The 17197-nt window shown below is 72.7% G+C and carries 12 protein-coding genes; 2 read left to right on the forward strand and 10 right to left on the reverse strand.

What is annotated here, in order from left to right; all coding sequences use genetic code 11:
* Window positions 1–54 precede the first annotated feature (54 nt).
* From AB0I91_RS02265 to AB0I91_RS02295, 7 genes are all read right to left on the reverse strand, one after another.
* The gene (locus AB0I91_RS02265) at window positions 55–4875 is read right to left on the reverse strand and encodes a ThuA domain-containing protein (RefSeq protein WP_499634814.1); all 4821 of its coding nucleotides are present in this window, start codon (window positions 4873–4875) and stop codon (window positions 55–57) included.
* A gap of 63 nt (window positions 4876–4938) precedes the next feature.
* A complete protein-coding gene (locus AB0I91_RS02270; RefSeq protein WP_499612269.1) occupies window positions 4939–5796 on the reverse strand; it encodes a sugar phosphate isomerase/epimerase family protein in 858 nt (285 codons plus the stop codon).
* 29 nt (window positions 5797–5825) lie between these two features.
* Window positions 5826–7007 carry a substrate-binding domain-containing protein gene (locus AB0I91_RS02275; protein WP_499612267.1) on the reverse strand — a complete coding sequence of 394 codons (1182 nt, stop codon included), beginning with the start codon at window positions 7005–7007 and terminating at the stop codon, window positions 5826–5828.
* 23 nt (window positions 7008–7030) lie between these two features.
* Window positions 7031–8038 carry an ABC transporter permease gene (locus AB0I91_RS02280; protein WP_498782853.1) on the reverse strand — a complete coding sequence of 336 codons (1008 nt, stop codon included), beginning with the start codon at window positions 8036–8038 and terminating at the stop codon, window positions 7031–7033.
* Entirely contained in the window at window positions 8035–8922 is an 888-nt protein-coding gene (locus AB0I91_RS02285) for an ABC transporter permease (protein WP_498782930.1), read from the reverse strand. The genes AB0I91_RS02280 and AB0I91_RS02285 overlap by 4 nt, the downstream gene beginning before the upstream one ends.
* A 122-nt stretch (window positions 8923–9044) precedes the next feature.
* Window positions 9045–10547: a sugar ABC transporter ATP-binding protein gene (locus AB0I91_RS02290; protein ID WP_499634817.1), complete on the reverse strand. Its 1503-nt coding sequence runs from the start codon at window positions 10545–10547 to the stop codon at window positions 9045–9047.
* A complete protein-coding gene (locus AB0I91_RS02295; protein ID WP_498782849.1) occupies window positions 10544–11677 on the reverse strand; it encodes a Gfo/Idh/MocA family protein in 1134 nt (377 codons plus the stop codon). Before AB0I91_RS02295 ends, AB0I91_RS02290 begins: the two co-directional genes overlap by 4 nt.
* 100 nt (window positions 11678–11777) lie before the next feature.
* On the opposite strand from AB0I91_RS02295, the gene AB0I91_RS02300 reads away from it, so the two are divergent.
* Both AB0I91_RS02300 and AB0I91_RS02305 read left to right on the forward strand, forming a co-directional pair.
* Window positions 11778–12956: an ROK family transcriptional regulator gene (locus tag AB0I91_RS02300; protein WP_498782847.1), complete on the forward strand. Its 1179-nt coding sequence runs from the start codon at window positions 11778–11780 to the stop codon at window positions 12954–12956.
* 59 nt (window positions 12957–13015) lie between these two features.
* Window positions 13016–14053, forward strand: coding sequence for a family 2 encapsulin nanocompartment cargo protein polyprenyl transferase (locus tag AB0I91_RS02305; protein ID WP_499634820.1), 1038 nt, complete (start codon window positions 13016–13018; stop codon window positions 14051–14053).
* Window positions 14054–14268: 215 nt separating this feature from the next.
* Here the strand turns inward: AB0I91_RS02305 and AB0I91_RS02310 are convergent, their stop codons facing one another.
* The 3 genes from AB0I91_RS02310 to AB0I91_RS02320 form a co-directional block, all read right to left on the reverse strand.
* Window positions 14269–15006: a DUF4328 domain-containing protein gene (locus AB0I91_RS02310; protein ID WP_498782843.1), complete on the reverse strand. Its 738-nt coding sequence runs from the start codon at window positions 15004–15006 to the stop codon at window positions 14269–14271.
* 111 nt (window positions 15007–15117) lie between these two features.
* Window positions 15118–15975 carry an RNA polymerase sigma-70 factor gene (locus AB0I91_RS02315; protein ID WP_498782841.1) on the reverse strand — a complete coding sequence of 286 codons (858 nt, stop codon included), beginning with the start codon at window positions 15973–15975 and terminating at the stop codon, window positions 15118–15120.
* A gap of 13 nt (window positions 15976–15988) precedes the next feature.
* Window positions 15989–17170 (reverse strand): NAD(P)/FAD-dependent oxidoreductase, encoded by a 1182-nt coding sequence (locus tag AB0I91_RS02320; protein WP_499612260.1) that lies wholly within the window; start codon window positions 17168–17170, stop codon window positions 15989–15991.
* Window positions 17171–17197 lie beyond the last annotated feature (27 nt).

The following is a 17197-nucleotide window of genomic DNA, read 5'->3' on the forward strand; positions in this document are numbered from 1 at the left end:
GGCAACCGCCCCACGCGCTGGTGGCCGGAGCACGGTGGCTCCGGCCATTGCCCATCAGCTACCGCCCGCCTGCCCCCGCAGCGCCGCGATCACCACGTCGGCGTCGGCGACGAGCAGGTCGCGCACGGCGCGATCGGTCACCTTGCGGGACACCGCGTCGCGGAAGCCCTCCAGCTTCTCGATCGCCTTGGCGGGCTTGCCGTCGAACAGCAGCCGCCGCGCCTCGTCCAGGTCGCGGTCCAGCCCGCGCGCGACGGACGACGTGATGCGCCGCTCCGCCGCGAACCGGTCGACCATGGCCTGCAGGTCGGGCAACGAGGTCGTGACGGTGAACGTCACCACCACGTCCCGCTCGTTGCCCGCCTTGTCGGTCGCGGTCAGCGCCAAGGTGTGCGCGCCGAGCGCGAGCGCGTGCATGGAGACGGTCGTGCCGGACGTCACCGGGCGGCCGTCGAGCGTGGCGGTGACCGTGCCGACCCCGGACGTGGCGTCCTCGCCCTGCCAGGTGACCACCTTGTCCTCGGCGTGGCCGTAGCTCACGCCGTCGTGCAGCCCGGTGAGCTTCACGGTCGGCGCGCTCGCGTCGACCTTGACCGCCACCGAACCGGGTTCGGACCGGTTGCCCCGCACGTCGGTCGCCCGGTACTGCACCGCGTGGGCGCCGTCACCGGTCACCGGGAACGGCGCGGTGTAGGGCTTCCAGTCGCCGCCGTCGATCCGGTACTCGACGCCGGCCACGCCGGAACCGGCGTCCACCGCGGTGACCGCCACGGTCGGCGCGCTGGTCCACCAGCCGTCCCCGCCGTTCGGCGCGGCCGGGTCGACGGTCGCCGTGACCTCCGGCGCGGTGGTGTCCACACCGGACACCCGGAACCAGTCGAAGTCGACCGTCACCGGGCCCATGGTCTGCGACGGGCCGATCGCCATCAGGCCGAACTTCGCGTTCGGCACGTCGTTGGTCACCGGGGCGCCCATGGACGTCCAGGTGGTGCCGCCGTCGCTGATCTCGCCGCTGTAGGTGTTGCCCACCTTCTTCAGCCGCAGGTGCCACCACCCGCTCTCCGGCGTGCCGATGGCGAGGCCGCGGTTGCCGCCGTCGCCGAACGAGCCGTTGTTCTCGGAGACGAGCTCCGCGCCCAGCGTCACGGCCTGGCCCGGCGCGTTGCGCGCGACGACGTCGAACTTCACGTAGTCGTCGTCGTTGGCGTACACCATGAAGCCGGCGAGCTGCCACTGCTCGACCACGGGCGCGGCCAACCTCGTCTCCACCGTCCAGTCGCCCGTGGGCGCGTTCTGGAGGACGAAGTTGCGCGGGTCGTCGTTGTTGCCGCCGTTGATGTCGCCGGGCAGCGTGTCGATGCTCAGCACACCGTCACCCATCCGCATGGACTCCAGGTCCGGTCGCACGACGGCGTTCCAGCGGCACCCGTCGAGCCGGTCGCCGTCGAACTCGTCGCTCGGCGCGACGGCCGGGTCCGGCGTGGCGCAGGTGATGGGCGGCATCGGCGGGTCGCGCACCACCACCGGCGTGGACACCTTCTTGGTCCGCCCGGCCGCGTCGGTGACCGTCACGGACGCGTGGTACGTGCCGTCGTCGGCGTAGGTGTGCCGCACCACGGCGCCCGACGCCGACGTGCCGTCGCCGAGGTCCCACGCGTAGGTGAACGGCGCGTCGTTCTCCGCGTCGGTCGCCGTCGCGGTGAGCTCGGTGGTGAACGGCGCGGCGCCGGTCGCCGGGTCCGCCGTGACGACCACGTGCGGCGCGGCGTTGACCGACACGCCCTTGCCGATGAACGTGAACGAGTCGAGCGTGAACTGGTTGGCCGGGCCGCGGAACACCGCGACCAGCTTCATCGTGCCGCCCGGGTCGGTGACCGCCACGTCGGGTGCGGTCGCGTACCGGCCGGTGCCGCCCGTCTCGGGCACCGCGATGGTGGCGAGGAGGTCGCCGGTGGGCGAACCCCGGCGCAGTTCGATCGACCCGCCGGCGCTCGCGGACGCCACGCGTGCGGTGACGCGGTCGATGCGGTGCAGGTTCACCGGGTCGAACGCGATCCAGTCGCCGTCACCGAGGTCCCCGACCCGCTTGCCCGACTCGGCGGCCGGGTCGGCGGAGACCAGGACGCCCGAGGACTCCTGGTGGAACTCGGCCTGCTTGTGCTTGGGCTGGATCACCGCGAGGTCGCGGCCGACCAGCGGCGGCAGCGCGCCCGCGCCGCGGTCGGTGTAGGACGCGTCCACGGAGTAGAAGATGTCCGCGTCGGCGTGGCCGTCGTCCACCAGCGTGGTGAACTCGCCCTCGCACGCGTTGATCTGGTCGATCGGGTGCGCGTGCGCCTCGTGGCCGAGGGCGGGCTGGAGGACCGCCTTGGCGCAGTCCGGTTGGCCGTCCTCCGGGTCGGTGATGTCGAGGTCGAACGCGACCTTGTCGCCGAAGTCGAAGAACCCGCCGTCGACCGGGGACGTCATGGTCACCGACGGTGCGGTGTTGCCGACCGTCACCTGGACGTTGGTCACGCCGCTCTTGCCCGACGGGTCGGTCACGGTGAGCTGCGCGTTGTAGACGCCGTCGGCGGTGTAGGTGTGGGTGGGCTCGGCCTCGGTGGACGTGCCGCCGTCGCCGAAGGTCCACGCGTAGGTCAGCGCGGCGCCCTCGGGGTCGGAGGACTGCGTGGCGGAGAACTTCACGGGCAGCGGGGCTCGGCCCGAGGACGGCGTCGCCGTCGCCTTCGCGGTCGGCCGCCGGTTGCCCTGCGTGTAGTCGATCCGGTAGACGCCGGAGTCCGGGTTGTCGCGGCCGTAGCCACCGCCCCACTCCACGACGTACATCGCGCCGTCCGGACCGAACTTCATGTCCATAGGCGCCAACGGCGCGGCGCTCTTGAACCACTCGTTGATCTTGAGTAGGCCGCCCTGGTCGTCCTGGGAGAACGTCCAGAACTTGTTGCGCGCCCAGTCGTAGAAGAACGGCTTGCCGTCGTAGTACTCGGGGAACTTGACGTCCGAGGCCAGGTTGGGGTCGAACTCGTAGCGCGGCCCGGCCATCGGGGCCTCGCCGCCGGTGCCCATCTCGGGGAACTCGTCGCCCTCGGCGCCGTTGCCGTACCAGACGTCGGCGGCCTTGGCCGCGGGCAGCGCGGTCAGGCCGGTGTTGTTCGGCGAGTCGTTCACCGGGTTGGCGCAGTCGAACTTCGCCTTGGACGTGTTGGTGGCGAAGTCGAAGTCGTTGAACGGGGTGTTGTCGCCGACGCAGTACGGCCAGCCGTAGTTGCCGGGTTCCTTGATGACGTTCCACTCGACCAGCCCGCCGGGGCCGCGCGACGGGTTGTCCCCGCCCGCGTCCGGGCCGTAGTCGGCCATGAACACCGTGCCGTCGGAGGCGACGTTGAAGCGGAACGGGTTGCGGAAGCCCATGGCGTAGATCTCGGGCCGCGTCTTGGCCGTGCCCGGCGCGAACATGTTGCCCGGCGGGACGGTGTAGGTGCCGTCCGGCTCCGGGTGCACGCGCAGGATCTTGCCGCGCAGGTCGTTCGTGTTCGCCGAGGTCTTCTGCGCGTCGAACAGGTCGCGGCCGGGCCGCTCGTCCACCGGGGCGTACCCGCTGGACTGGAAGGGGTTGATGTCGTCGCCGACGCCGATGTACAGGTTCCCGTTCGGCCCGAACTCCAGGTACCCGCCGGTGTGGCCGGGCTCCTCGCGGCGCGACGCCGGGATCTCCAGCAGGACCTTCTCGCTGTCCGGCCGGATCACGTTGCGCTCGGCGGTGAACCGCGAGACCCGGTTGACCTCGGCCGTGCCCGCCGGCGAGTAGTACACGTACAGGTGGTTGCTGGTGGCGAAGTCCGGCGCCAGGGCCAACGACACCAGGCCGTCCTCGCCGCCGCTGTAGACCGGCAGCGTCAACGCCGTGGAGGTGGCGTCGGAGGCGGGGTCGTGCACGCGGATCTGGCCGAGCAGCTCGGTGTAGAACACGCGGCCGTCCGGCGCGATGTCCAGCGTGGTCGGCGCGTGGGTGGCGTCGTCCAGCGTCACCTTCTCGAAGTTGGCGTCCACCGTGGCGCCGCAGTCCGCGGGCACGACGCCGGCGGCGGTGCGGATGCCGCCGAGCACGTGCGCGACGAAGGTCGGCTCGGTGTAGTCGGCGGCGTTGTGGCCCATGCCGGTCGCCCAGACCCGGCCGCCCTCGGCGTCACGGCACCAGCTGATCGGGTGGTCGTGGCCCATGGCCTCGGAGCCCGGGTCGTAGGTCTTCTCGTCCACCTCGACCAGCGGGTGCACCTTGCCGCGCATGCTGGGCTTGAAGTTGTACCACTCCTCGGCCTTCTGCCAGCGGTCCGGCAGGTGCCTGGTCGACTCGTGCACCTCGTCGACCTGGTAGGAGGTGGCGGTGAGGCCGTTGGCGGAGTGCGCGGTCATGTGCGCGCCGCCGTTGACGAAGTCGTCCCACCACGGGAACGACGACTCGATGTTCATGTCCGTCGCGTTGTGGATGGCGACGATGCCGCCGCCGTTGTTGACGAACGTCCTCACGGCCGCGCGCTGGGCGTCGGTGTCCCAGACCATGCCGCCGTTCTGGAGCATGATGACGACGTCGAAGCCGGCCAGGTTCGCGTCGGTGAACTGGGTGGCGTCCTCGCTGTGCACCACCTCGAAGTGGTGGTCCGCGGCGAGCTTCTCGACCATCGCCACACCGGCCGGGATCGAGTCGTGGCGGTAGGCGCCCGCGGCGGTCTTGGTGAACAGCAGGGCTCGGAACTCGGCCGGCGCGTCGTGGCCGGGGTGCGCCGCGGCGGTCGCCGGCAGCAAACCGGCCACGACGAGGAAGGTCAGCAGGAGAGCGAAGACGGTGCGCAAGCGGGACACAGGGGTTCTCACGATCCTCCACACGCTTTCTGTTCCGCCCGGCGTGCCGGCGCCGGTGAGTGGTGGTGACGCCGGTCAGCTGGTGCCGATCACCTCCCTGAGGAACGCCAGCCCGTCAATGGCGAGCGCGTCCTGGCTCGCGGCGAGCGGGCGCCAGATGGACGCGGCGGTCGCGATGCTCGCGTTCTCGCCGGTGAACGACTCGATGCACAGCGGCCCGGAGTAGCCGGCCTCGGCGAGCGCGGCGACGACGTCGGGCCAGTCGAGGTGGTCCTCGCCCGGCGTGCCGCGGTCGTTCCCGCACACCTGGACGTGCGCGATCCGACCGGCGGCCGACCGGATCGCGGCGCCGACGTGCTTCTCCTCGATGTTCTGGTGGTAGACGTCGACCGCCACGCCGCACCCGTCGACCGGCAGCCCGTCCAGCGCTTCCAAGGTCTGCCCGATCGTGTTGAGCAGGCTGGTCTCGTAGCGGTTGAGCGGTTCGACGGCGACCCGCACGCCCGCCGACCGGGCGTGCTCCACCACCGGCGCGAGGTTGTCGCGCAGCTCGGCGATCCGGTCGCGCCGCTCCCCCGCCGACATCCGCCACGTGCGGCCGACCGACGCGTAGGCCGGGCCCGCGATGACGGGCGAGCCGACCTGCGCCGCGACGTCCACGACCCGCCGCAGGTAGTCCTGGGTGGCCGTGACGGTGGCGGGCTCGGCCGCCACCAGTTCCCGGCCCGGCGGCATCACCAGGCACACGGTCGCGGCGAGGCCGTGGTCGGCCAGCACCCGCGCGGCGCGCGCCGGGTCCCAGTCGCCGAGCTCCTCCACCGGCAGTTCGAGCACGTCGAACCCCCAGCCGGCCACCCGCGCGGCCAGCTCGGCGAGTGCCGCGTCGCGCAGCGGCGACGTCCAGACCCACGTGCTCACACCGATCGCGTGCACTGCTCCTCCGTCCGGGCCGGGTCGGGTGGTCACTTCCAGGGCGCGGGGTAGCCGGGCATCGACTCGCACCCGCACATCGCGTAGTGCAGCGGCGGCATGTCCTGCTTGAGGAAGCTCTGGAGCGTGTCCTGGGTGACCTTCGGCTGCGGCAGCACCCACTCCTTGGGCACCTGCTGACCGTTGAGGATCTTCAGCGCGGCGATGACCGGGGTGCGCCACTGGTAGGTCGGGTAGGTCGGCGCGACGGCGGTCATCTTCTCGTCGGCCCACATCCGCAGGAAGTCCTGCTGGTCCTCGCCGACGAACGCCGGGATCTGCACGCCCGCGTCCTGGAACGCCTCGACCGCGGCCACGGCGGTGGCGCCCGCGTCCATCCACACGCCGTCGATCTGGCCCTCGCGCTGGATGTAGTCGTTGACGATGGTCTTGGTCTTGGCCGCGTCACCGTCGGTGAACTCGACGCCGACGATCTTCAGGTCGCTGCCGGAGAAGATCTCGTTCGCCGCGGCCCACCGCTGCTCCAGCACGTCGACGCCGGGCAGGATGCGCAGGGCCAGCACCTTGCCGCCCGCCTTCACCTTCTCCTTCAGGAACTCCGCGCCGTCCGCCCCGAACGCGAACCCGCCGATCGGGTGGATGAACGTCACCGGGCAGGCGGTGTTGACGCCGCGGTCGAACACGATCACCGGGACGTTCGTCTTGCACGCCGCCTCGATGGCCGGCGTCAACGTGGCGGTCGTGTTCGGCGACACGATGAGCGCGCTGCACCCCTGCGAGGCGAACGACTGGATGTCGCTGATCTGCTTGTCGTCCTTGGCCTCCGCGTCGAGCACGGTGAACTTGGTGATCTCCGGGTGCAGCTTCACCTCCTCCTTCATGGTCTTGAACCCGACCTGCCGCCACGGGTTGTCGACCGAGGCGTTGGAGAAGCACAGGTGGTAGTCGCCACCCGGCTTGGCGAGCTTCGCCGTGTCGACCATCGCGGGCGAGATCATCTGCTCCCAGGGCTTCTCGGCCGGCCCTTCGGGGGTGGTCGACCGGAACTTGAGCTGGCTCTCGTACCGCGCCTGGTCGAAGAACTCCGACTTCGCGCCGGCGTCCTTCGTCGCACCCGTCGTGCCGGACGTCCCGGTGTCGACGGGCAGGTCGCTGCTGCAGCCGGCCATGGCCAGCAGGCCCGCGACGGCCACGACGGACCACTTCCTGTTCATCGGATCTCCTTGTGCGGCGGTGACTAGCGGCGGGCGGGCTCGGGCGTGCCCGCGCGGTGGCGGAACCGGAGCCGCGGGGTGAGGCCGAGGGCGGCGTAGGCGACGGCGGCGATGATGATCACGCCCTGCACGGCGGACTCCAGCGCGCCGGAGACGCCGAGCAGGTTGAGCAGCGAGAAGAGGGCTTCGAGGGTGAGCGCGCCGGCGGCCGCGGCGACGACGGAACCCCGCCCGCCGCCGAGCAGGACGCCGCCGAGCACGACGGCGGTGATGGCGCGGAACTCCAGCCCCTCGCCGACCTGCGCCGACACGCCCGCGAACCCGCCGAGCAGGATCGCGGCCAGCGCCGCGAGCAGACCGGACAGCCCGAACGCCAGCACCTTCAGGTGATCGACCCGACCGCCGGCCAGCCGCACCGCGTTCTCGTTGTCCCCCACCGCGACCAGCGTGCGGCCGGTGCCGCTGCGCATGAACAGCACGGCGGCGACCAGGACGGCCAGCAGGATCACCACCGACCACGGCAGGTGGCCGAGCACCGGCAGGTCGACGCCACCGCGGCCGAACACGCGGAACGACGGTGACAGCGCGCCGCGGGGTGCGCCCCCGGTCCACAGGAACACCGCGCCGTCGAGGATGAGCAGCATGCCCAGGGTCACGATGAACGACGGCACCAGCAGCTTGGTCGTGACCAGCCCGTTGACCAGGCCGACCAGCAGGCCGAAGCCGAGCAGCAGCACGATCACCCAGCCGGTCGCCGACTCCTGGCCGTCGATCAGCCGGGCCGCGATCACCACCTCGGCGGTGACCAGCGAGCCCACCGACAGGTCGAACCCGCCGGAGACGATGACGAAGTACTGGCCGATGGCCAGGAGCACCAGCGGCGCGGCGCGCTTGAGCAGCGCCAGGTACCCGGCCGGTTCCGCGTAGGCGGGGCCGGTGAAGGCCAGCGCCACCAGCAGCACGGCGAGCACCACCAGCACGGGCGCGGTGCCGTCCGCCAGCCGGGGACGCCACGTGGTCGGCGCGCTCACGCGGACCTCCTGGAGAGCTTGCGGCGCGCGTAGAGCGCCACCGCGACGATGAGGACGATGCCGCGCACCACGTCCTTGAAGAACGGGTCGACCGCGAGGTCGTCGAAGACGGTGTCGAGGGTGGCCAGGATGAGGACGCCGCCGATCGTGCCGACGACGCCGCCGCGACCGCCCGCGAGGGCCGCGCCGCCGAGCACGACGGCCGCGATGGACTCCAGGTCGTACCCGGCGTCCGTGCCGACGTACGGCGCGCCGGACCCGAGCCGGCTGGCCAGGAACACCCCGGCGAGACCGGCCGCGACCGCGCACAGCACGTGGGCGATGACGATCGTGCGGCCGGTGCGCACACCGGACAGCCGGGCGACGTCCACGTCGCCGCCGACCGCGTAGGTGTGGTAGCCGGCGCGGGTGCGCTTGAGGTACCACCACGCCGCCGCGGCGACGAGCAGCATGAGCAGCACGCCGACCGGGACCGGGCCGATGCGGTCGAACCCGAGGTGCTGGAACGCGCGCGGCACGCTGCCCGCCGGCCCGGTGTAGTTCTCCTCCAGGTAGCCGCGCAGGATGAGCGCCACGCCGAGGGTCGCGATGAACGCGTTGACCTTGAGGACCGTGACGACCAGGCCGTTGACCAGGCCGACGACCGCGGCGACGCCGAGCGCCAGCAGCACGCCGGGCACCATCATCCCGTCGCTGCCCGCCATCGTCTCCGCCGCCACGAGCGAGCACAGCCCGACCAGGTAGGCCACGGACAGGTCGAGCGAACCGGTGATGATCACGATGGTCTGACCGACCGCGACCAGCCCCAGCACGGTGCTGCGGGTCAGGATGTTGAGGATGCCGCCCTGGTCGAGCAGCACGCCGCCGTTCAGGCCGACGAGGATGCTGCCGACCACGAGCAGCACGACCAGGGCCAGGTAGACGGTGACGGTCGGCGTGAAGCCGAACCGCCGGACCCCGCCACGGCGGGCGGCGCCCGCGAGCTTGACCTTCTCCTGCACGACGCTCACGCCACTTCTCCCATACCGTGCCCCGTGGCGAGGCCCATGACGGCTTCCTCACCGGCGCCCGCGGGCAGCTCGCCCGCGATCGCGCCCTCGTGGACGACCAGCACCCGATCGCTCATGCCGATCAGCTCGGGCAGTTCGGAGGAGATCATCAGGATCGCGACCCCGCTGCGGGCGAGGTCGCGCAGCAGCCGGTGCACCGCCTGCTTCGCGCCGACGTCGACGCCGCGCGTGGGCTCGTCCACGACGAGCACGCGCGGTCCGACCGCGAGCCACTTGGCCAGCACGACCTTCTGCTGGTTGCCGCCGGACAGGTAGCGCACCTCCTGGTGCTCGCCCCGTCCCACGACCGCGACCGACTTCAGCAGCTCGGCGAGGTCGGACTTGCGCCGCCCCGCGCCGCCCGCCAGCGCCGCCCGGCGGACGAGCAGCGCGTTGTCCCGGATGGACTGGCGCAGCGCCAGCCCCTCCCCCTTGCGGTCCTCGGTGACGTAGCCGATGCCCAGCCGCACGGCGGCACGCGGGTCGGTGATCCGCCGCACGACGCCGTCGACCTCGAGCGTGCCGGTGGTGAACGGCTCGACGCCCCAGATCGCCCGCGCGATCGCGGACCGCCCGGAGCCCTGGAGCCCGGCGATGCCCACGATCTCGCCCGCCCGCAGCTCGAACGTCACGCCGCGGACCCGGTCGTTGCCCGCGCCGCGCAGCGCCAGCCGCACGTCGCCGAGGTCGTCCGGGGTCGCGCGGTCGGGGTAGAGCGCGTCGAGGGACCGCCCGACCATGTGGCGCACGAGCTGGTCGGAGGTCAGCTCGGCGGTGAGGGCGGAGGTGACGAACGCGCCGTCCTTGAGCACGGTGATCCGCTTGCTCAGGTCGAACACCTCGCGCATGCGGTGCGAGACGTAGAGGATCGCGATGCCCCTGGTGCGCAACCGGTCGACCAGGCCGTACAGCAGCTCCACCTCGTGGTCGGCCAACGCGGCGGTCGGCTCGTCCATCGCCAGCACCCTGGCGTCGGTGGACAGCGCCTTCACGATCTCGACGACCTGCTTCTGCGCGACCGACAGCCGGTTGACGGTCTCGGCCGGGTCGACCCCGTCCTCGCCGAGCCAGTCCAGCAGCCCCTTGGTGTCCGCCTCCATCTTGCGGCGGTCCACCTGACCCCGGCGGACGGGCTCGCGGCCGAGGTAGACGTTCTCCGCGACGGTGCGGTGCTCCAAGAGGTTGAACTCCTGGTGGATGATCGCGATGCCCGCCCGCTGGGCGTCCCGGGGAGTGGCGAACGCGACCGGCTCGCCGTTGACCTCCACCTGGCCCGCGTCCGGCCGGTGCACGCCCGCGAGGACCTTGAGGAGGGTCGACTTGCCGGCCCCGTTCTCGCCCATGAGCGCGTGCACCTCGCCCGCGCGCAGTTCCAGGTCGACGCCGCGCAGCACGGGCACCCCCAGGAAGCTCTTGGTGATCCCCGTGAGGCGGACGACGACATCGCCCTCTGCGGTCATCGGGCCACCTCCGTCCAAGCCCCGGACGACGCGGCAGATGTCAGGACCGCGTCGGTGATCCGGACCGCCCGCAGGCCGTCGGCGAAGGTCGGCAAGCCGTCCGGCCGGTCCTCGCCGAGCACGGCGCGGTAGGTGTCGGCGACGAAGGCGTCGAAGCAGTCCTGGTAGCCCTGCGCGTGGCCGGCGGGCAGCCGCGCGTAGCGGGCCGCCGAGGGCGACAACGTCCCCGGGTCGCGCAGGAGCACCTGGTTGCCGTCGCGCTTGCCGACCCACAGCCGCTCCGGGTCCTCCTGGTCGAACGCGAAGCTGGACTCGGTGCCCGAGACCTCCAGGTGCAGCCGGTTCTTCCGGCCGGCCGCGACCTGCGAGACCACCAGCGTGCCGAGGACACCGGACTCGGTGGCGAACTGGACGACCGCGACGTCCTCGGTCGGCGTGGCGGACGGCCGCGGTCGCGCCTGGACGGTCGCCGTCTGCGCGGACAGCCGCCGGATCCGGTCGCCGGTGACGAACTCGACCAGGTCGCACCAGTGCGAGCCGATGTCGGCGAACGCCCGGGACGGGCCGCCGACCGCCGGGTCGACCCGCCAGTCGTCGTCGCTCGGCCGGGACAGCCAGTCCTGCAGGTAGCCGCCGCTGACGGTGGACACCACGCCCGCCTGACCGGTCGCCAGCCTGGCCCGCAGCTCGCGCACCATCGGGTGGAACCGGTACACGAACGGCACCGTCGCCACCCGGCCCGCGGCCACCGCCGCGTCGGCCAGGACGGCGGCTTGGGCGACGCCGACCGCCAGCGGCTTCTCGCAGATGACGTGCGCACCCGCGGCGAGCGCCGCCTCCACCGCCTCCGCGTGCCGGGCGTTGGGCGTGCACACGTGCACCACGTCGGCGCCCGCTTCGGCGAGCAGCGAGGCCAGCTCGGGGTAGCCGCGCTCGGCGCCGACCGCCTTCGCGGCGTGGTCCGCGCCGTCCGGAGTGCTCGCCACCGCGGCGACCACGGCGGCCCCCGCCCGTCGGGCCGCTTCCGCGTGCACGCGGCCCATGAACCCGGCGCCCACCACGGCGACCCGCGGTGTCCGTGGCTCGGCACGACCGCCGGCGGCCGGCTGAGTTAGGTGGGTCACAGTCATGTGGCGAACCGTAAGATCGGTAATGGCGGATGTCAACCAAAAGTAGGACATGTTTCGACGGCTGACGCCGTATGACTGCAACCTCTGCTTCAATTGAAGGGTGAAAGAAGACGTTTCCACCGTCGGCGCCGCGTCTCCGGGAGAGCTGCTGCGCCTGCTCCGCGACGGCGTGCCCCGCACCCGGTCCGAACTCACCACGGTGACCGGCCTGGCCAGGTCGACCGTGCGAGCCAGGTTGGACGCGCTGCTGGACGCGGGCCTGGTCAGCGACGGTGGCAGTGAGGCGTCGACCGGCGGGCGCCCGGCCGGCCGGTTCGTGTTCAACGCCCGCGCGCGGGTCGTGCTCGCCGCCGAGGTGGGCGCCACCCACGCGACCATCGCGGTGACGGACCTGACCGCTTCGCCGCTCGCGGTGCACCGGTTCGAGCAGGACATCGCCGAGGGCCCGGAAGTGGTCCTGCCCAGGCTCGTGGCGGCCTGGCGGTCGCTGCTGGAGGAGACCGACCTCGAGTCGACGCGCGTGGCGGGGGTCGGCATCGGCCTGCCCGGTCCCGTCGAGCACTCCACCGGCCGGCCGAACAACCCGCCGATCATGCCCGGCTGGGACGGCTACGACGTGCCGAGCCACATCGGCGCGGAACTCGGGGTCCCGGTCCTGGTCGACAACGAGGTGAACCTGATGGCCCTCGGCGAGCACACGAAGTGCTTCCCGGAGGCCGAGCACCTCATCGTGATCAAGGTGGCCACCGGGATAGGCGCCGGTTTCATCAGCAACGGCAAGCTGCACCGCGGCGCGGTGGGCTCGGCGGGCGACCTCGGCCACATCCTCGCGCCGCACGCCGGCGACGTGCCGTGCCGCTGCGGCAACACCGGCTGCCTGGAGGCGGTCGCCAGCGGGTCCGCCATCGCGGCGGCGTTGCGCGCCAAGGGCGTCGAGGCGCACACGAGCGCGGACGTCGTCGCGCTGGTCCGCGCGGGCAACCTCGAAGCCGGTCAGGCCGTGCGGCAGGCGGGCCGCGACATCGGCGAGGTCCTCGCCGCCTGCGTGAGCATGTTCAACCCGTCGCTGATCGTCGTCGGCGGCACCGTCGCGCTCGCCGGCGAGATGCTGCTGGCCGGCGTGCGCGAGGCGATCTACCGGCGTTCCCTGCCGCTGGCCACCGGGAACCTGCGCATCGTGCCGTCGCAGGCGGGTGACGACGCCGGCGTGCTCGGCGCGGCGGCGATGGTGGTGCAGCACGTCCTCTCGCCGGACGTGGTCGACCGCCAGCTGGCCTGAGCCGCGGGCGCGATCGCGTCCCGGCGGCTCCGCCGACCCGACCGACCAGGAGGTGCGTCGTGCCGCCCGAAGCCATCGCCGGTGCCCGACCCGTGCGCGAAGTCGTGGCGTGGAGCCGCGACCTGGTGCAGCCGGCCCTGCGCGCCGCCGTCGACGGGTTGCCCGCCGCGGCGCGCCGCGTCGCCGGCTACCACCTGGGGTGGTGGGACGAGCACGGCGACCCGACCGACACGGACGGCGGCAAGGCGATCCGCCCGGTGCTGGCCCAGCTGGCGGCCGAGGCGGTCGGGGGCGAGGCGATCACCGCCGTGCCGGCCGCCGCCGCGGTGGAGCTGGTGCACAACTTCACGCTGCTGCACGACGACGTGCTCGACGAAGACCCGACCCGGCGGCACCGTCCGACGGCGTGGCGCGTGTTCGGCGTGCCGGACGCCGTCCTGGCCGGTGACGCGTTGCTGGCGCTCGCCTTCGACGTGCTCGTCGCGGGCGGGCACCCGGCCGCGCTGACGGGCGTGCGCCTGCTCAACGCCGCCGTGCTCGGCCTGGTCGACGGCGAACAAGCCGATCTCGCGTTCGAGGCGCGGCACGACGTCGGCGTGGCCGACTGCGTGGCCATGGCGGAGCGCAAGACCGGCGGCCTCCTGGCGTGCGCCTGCGCCCTCGGCGCCACGTTCGCGGGGGCCGGGCCCGCCGAAGTCGCGGGCCTGCGCGACTTCGGCCTGCGCCTGGGGGTGGCGTTCCAGCACGTCGACGACCTGCTGGGGATCTGGGGCGACGAGTCCGTGACCGGCAAGCCGGTGCACGGCGACCTGCGCGCCCGCAAGAAGTCCCTGCCGGTCGTCGCCGCCCTGACCTCCGGCACGCCGGCGGGCCGGGAGCTCGCCGTGATGTACGAGGGCGACGGGCGGCTGGTCGCCGCCGACCCGGCCCGCGCGGCGCACCTGGTCGAAGCGGCCGGCGGTCGCGCCTGGAGCGAGCGCCAGGCGGAGCTGCTCCTCGACCAGGCGTTGCGCCGGCTCGACTCGATCAAGCCCACGCCGCGCGCGGCGGCGGAACTGACCGACCTCGCGCACGCGATCGTCCACCGCGACCACTGACCACGCGGTGAAGCGGCACGGTCGCCCTGACGTCATGGGCGCGCGCCGAAGTGAGCGCCGTCATATGAGCATGTCGAGGTGAAACTCGTCGCCTAAGGACGGTCCGTCCACCTACTTCTGCATGTCCTCCGCCAAAAGCCGGGATTCCCACGAGGACGGCCACGGCACCCACCGGGAGTGCCGTGGCCGTCAAGGGAGTCGGCTGAGCCGGGTGTCTACTCCGGACGCTGCCACCGCGGGTCGTCGGCGGGCGGCGCGGTCGGCGGCGCGGGCGGCTCGGGCACGTCGACCGGGGTCAACCCGGCGGACGACGGCGAGACGACCTCCGGCGGTGTGACGAAGCCGGGCACGGACTGCCACGCGCTGATCCGCCGCACGACGTTCACCGCGAGCGCCGCGGCGGCCACCGACAGCACGGCCACCACCACGAGCACCGCACCGCCGTTGGCGAACCCGTCCACGGTCGTGCTGCGGGCCAGCGACCGGTCCGCGATCCGGTCGAACACCTGGTAGGCGATGAACAGGCCCCACCACCAGTTGACCTCGGCGCGGCCCCGGCCGAGCTCGTGCCGCGGCAGGCTGACCTGCCAGACGTCCACGACGACTCGGCGCGGGAACCAGAAGTTGATGATCGGCAGCCAGCCCCAGATGGCCCAACGCTTGGCGAGGTGGTGCGCGTCCGGCGCGACCAGGTCCGCGTTGGAGCGGACGTTCCACGTCCACACCACGAACACCACGCCCGCGGCGAGGTACGCGGCGGCGGCGCCCAGGTCGAGCAAGTCGGTCACGGCGAGCGTGCGCTCCAGCTCGGCCTCGCCGATGCGGCCGTCGACGTAGTCCTGCAGCACACCGTGCACGCGCCACACCCACCCGGCCAGGACCAGGTCCAGCAAGGCGGTCGACGCGACCAGCACGGAGAACGCGACACCGAGGCCGCGCACGGATCGGAACACGGAATCTCCACTAGAAAGGTCCCCCGACCCGGAGGGCAGCCTACGCGACGTGCCGGTGGCGGCCGATCGCTTTTGCGCCAAGCACACCGGCGAGGAACGCGACCCTCACGGCTACCGCAGGCCGGTGAGCTTGTCCGGGTTGATCTGCAGGCGCAGGTTCTGCACGAGCCCGTCGGCCAGGTCGAAGGTCAGGGCGCCGATGGGGGTCGTCCCGATGGTGACCAGCACGCCCAGCTCGCCGTTGATGGAGGCCGGTTCGAGGACGACGCCCGCCGAGGTGGGTTTGGCCAGGACGCCGAGGAACCAGCGGGCGACGTGGTCCGGACCGTGCAGGGGCCGCAGGGCCGCGGTGATCTTGCCACCGCCGTCGGACCACGCGGTCACGCTGGGGGCCAGCAGTTCCATCACCGCGGTGAGGTCGCCGCCCGCGCACGCCGCGATGAACCGGGACGTGATCTCCGCGCGCCGCTCCGGGTCGGTGTCGAAGCGGGGACGGCGGGCCTGCACGTGCTCGCGGGCGCGGTGCGCGATCTGGCGGACGGTGGGCTCCGGGCGGTCCAGCGCGTCGGCGATCTCCGCGTGGGAGTAGCCGAAGACCTCGCGGAGCAGGAACACCGCGCGTTCGACGGGGTTGAGGGTTTCCAGCACCACCATCATCGCGGTGGAGACGGTGTCGGCCATTTCGGTCTCCGTGGCGGCGTCGGGCGAGGTCAGCAGCGGCTCGGGCAGCCACGGGCCGACGTAGGTCTCCCGGGTGGCCCGGGCGGAGGTGAGCCGGTTCAACGACAGGTTGGTGACCGTGCGCACCAGGTACGCCTTCGGGTGCCGGACGTCCGAGCGGTCGGCGGCGTGCCAGGTGAGCCAGGCGTCCTGGAGGACGTCCTCGGCGTCCGCGACGCTGCCCAGCATTTGGTAGGCGGTGGTGAACAGCAGCCGCCGGTGTTCGAGGTACGGGTCCCGATCGGTCATGGCCGCCATGCTCTCAACGCGCGGCGGCCGGCTCGCGGGTGGCGCGGCCGCCCTTCGAGACGATGGTGCTGACGTTCACGCGCTTGCCCAACCGGTACATCTTGACCGGGCTGCCGCTGACGAACTCCTTGTAGAGCACGGCGGCGCGGCCCTTGAGGTAGGCCCGGCGCGGGGTGTCGTCGGCGCGGGTGAACTGGATGACCGCGTCACGGCGGCCGAGGCTGACCGGCTGGTGGAAGTAGCCGAACCGGAACGGCCGGGCCTGCTTGCCGCGCAGCAGCCGGGCGATGGTGTCGGCGGTGTGCTGGGCGGTGGGCAGGCCGCTCTGGCACGTGCCGTGGACGCTCCCCCAGCCGAGCCGGACGGCGGCGGCGTCGCCGATGGCGTGGACGTCGGGGTGCGACACCGACCGCAGCGTCGCGTCGACCACGACCAGACCCCGGTCGTCCACCGCGATGCCCGACTCACGGGCCAGCGGCGACACCGCCACGCCCGTCGTCCACAGGCAGGCGGCCGAGGCTACCCGCTCGCCGGTCTCCAGTTCGACGGCGTCGGCCTGCACCCGCGTGACCCGTGCGCCGACCACGACCGTGACGCCGAGGCGTCGCAGCGACCGGTCGAGGTGGGCGCGGGCCCGGTCGCCCATCATCGCGCCGGGCTCGGTCGCGCTGATCAGCGTGACGTTCAGGTCGGGTCGGGCTTCGGCGACCTCGGTCGCCGCCTCCACACCGGTCAGGCCGCCGCCGCAGACGGTGACGGTGTCGCCGGCGGCGAGCTCGTTCAGCCGGTCGTGGAAGCGGACGGCGACCTGGGGGCTGTCGAGCGTGAAGGCGTGGACGTCCGCGCCCGGGACCCGGCTGGTGTCGGTGGCGCTGCCCGGCGCGTAGACCAGGGTGTCGTAGTCCAGCCGGGCGCCGTCGTCGAGCGTGACGGTCCGGCCGTCGGGGTCGATGGCGGTGGCCCTGCCCCGCACGAACACGATGCCGGTGCCGGCGACCAGGTCGGCGATGCGCAGGTGGGCCAACTCCTGCCCGGCCGCGAGCTGGTGCATCCGCAGCCGCTCGGTGAACCGGGCCGACGGGTTGACCAGCGTGATCCGGACACCGCGCCGGCGGGTGCGGTGGGCCAGCCGGATGGCGGCGAACATGCCGGTGTACCCGGCGCCGAGCACGACGACGTGGTGGTCGAGTTCCATGACCTGCCCCTGTCCTCCTGACCGTGC

The sequence above is a fragment of the Actinosynnema sp. NPDC049800 genome, from assembly GCF_040656635.1.
GTDB lineage: Bacteria > Actinomycetota > Actinomycetes > Mycobacteriales > Pseudonocardiaceae > Actinosynnema.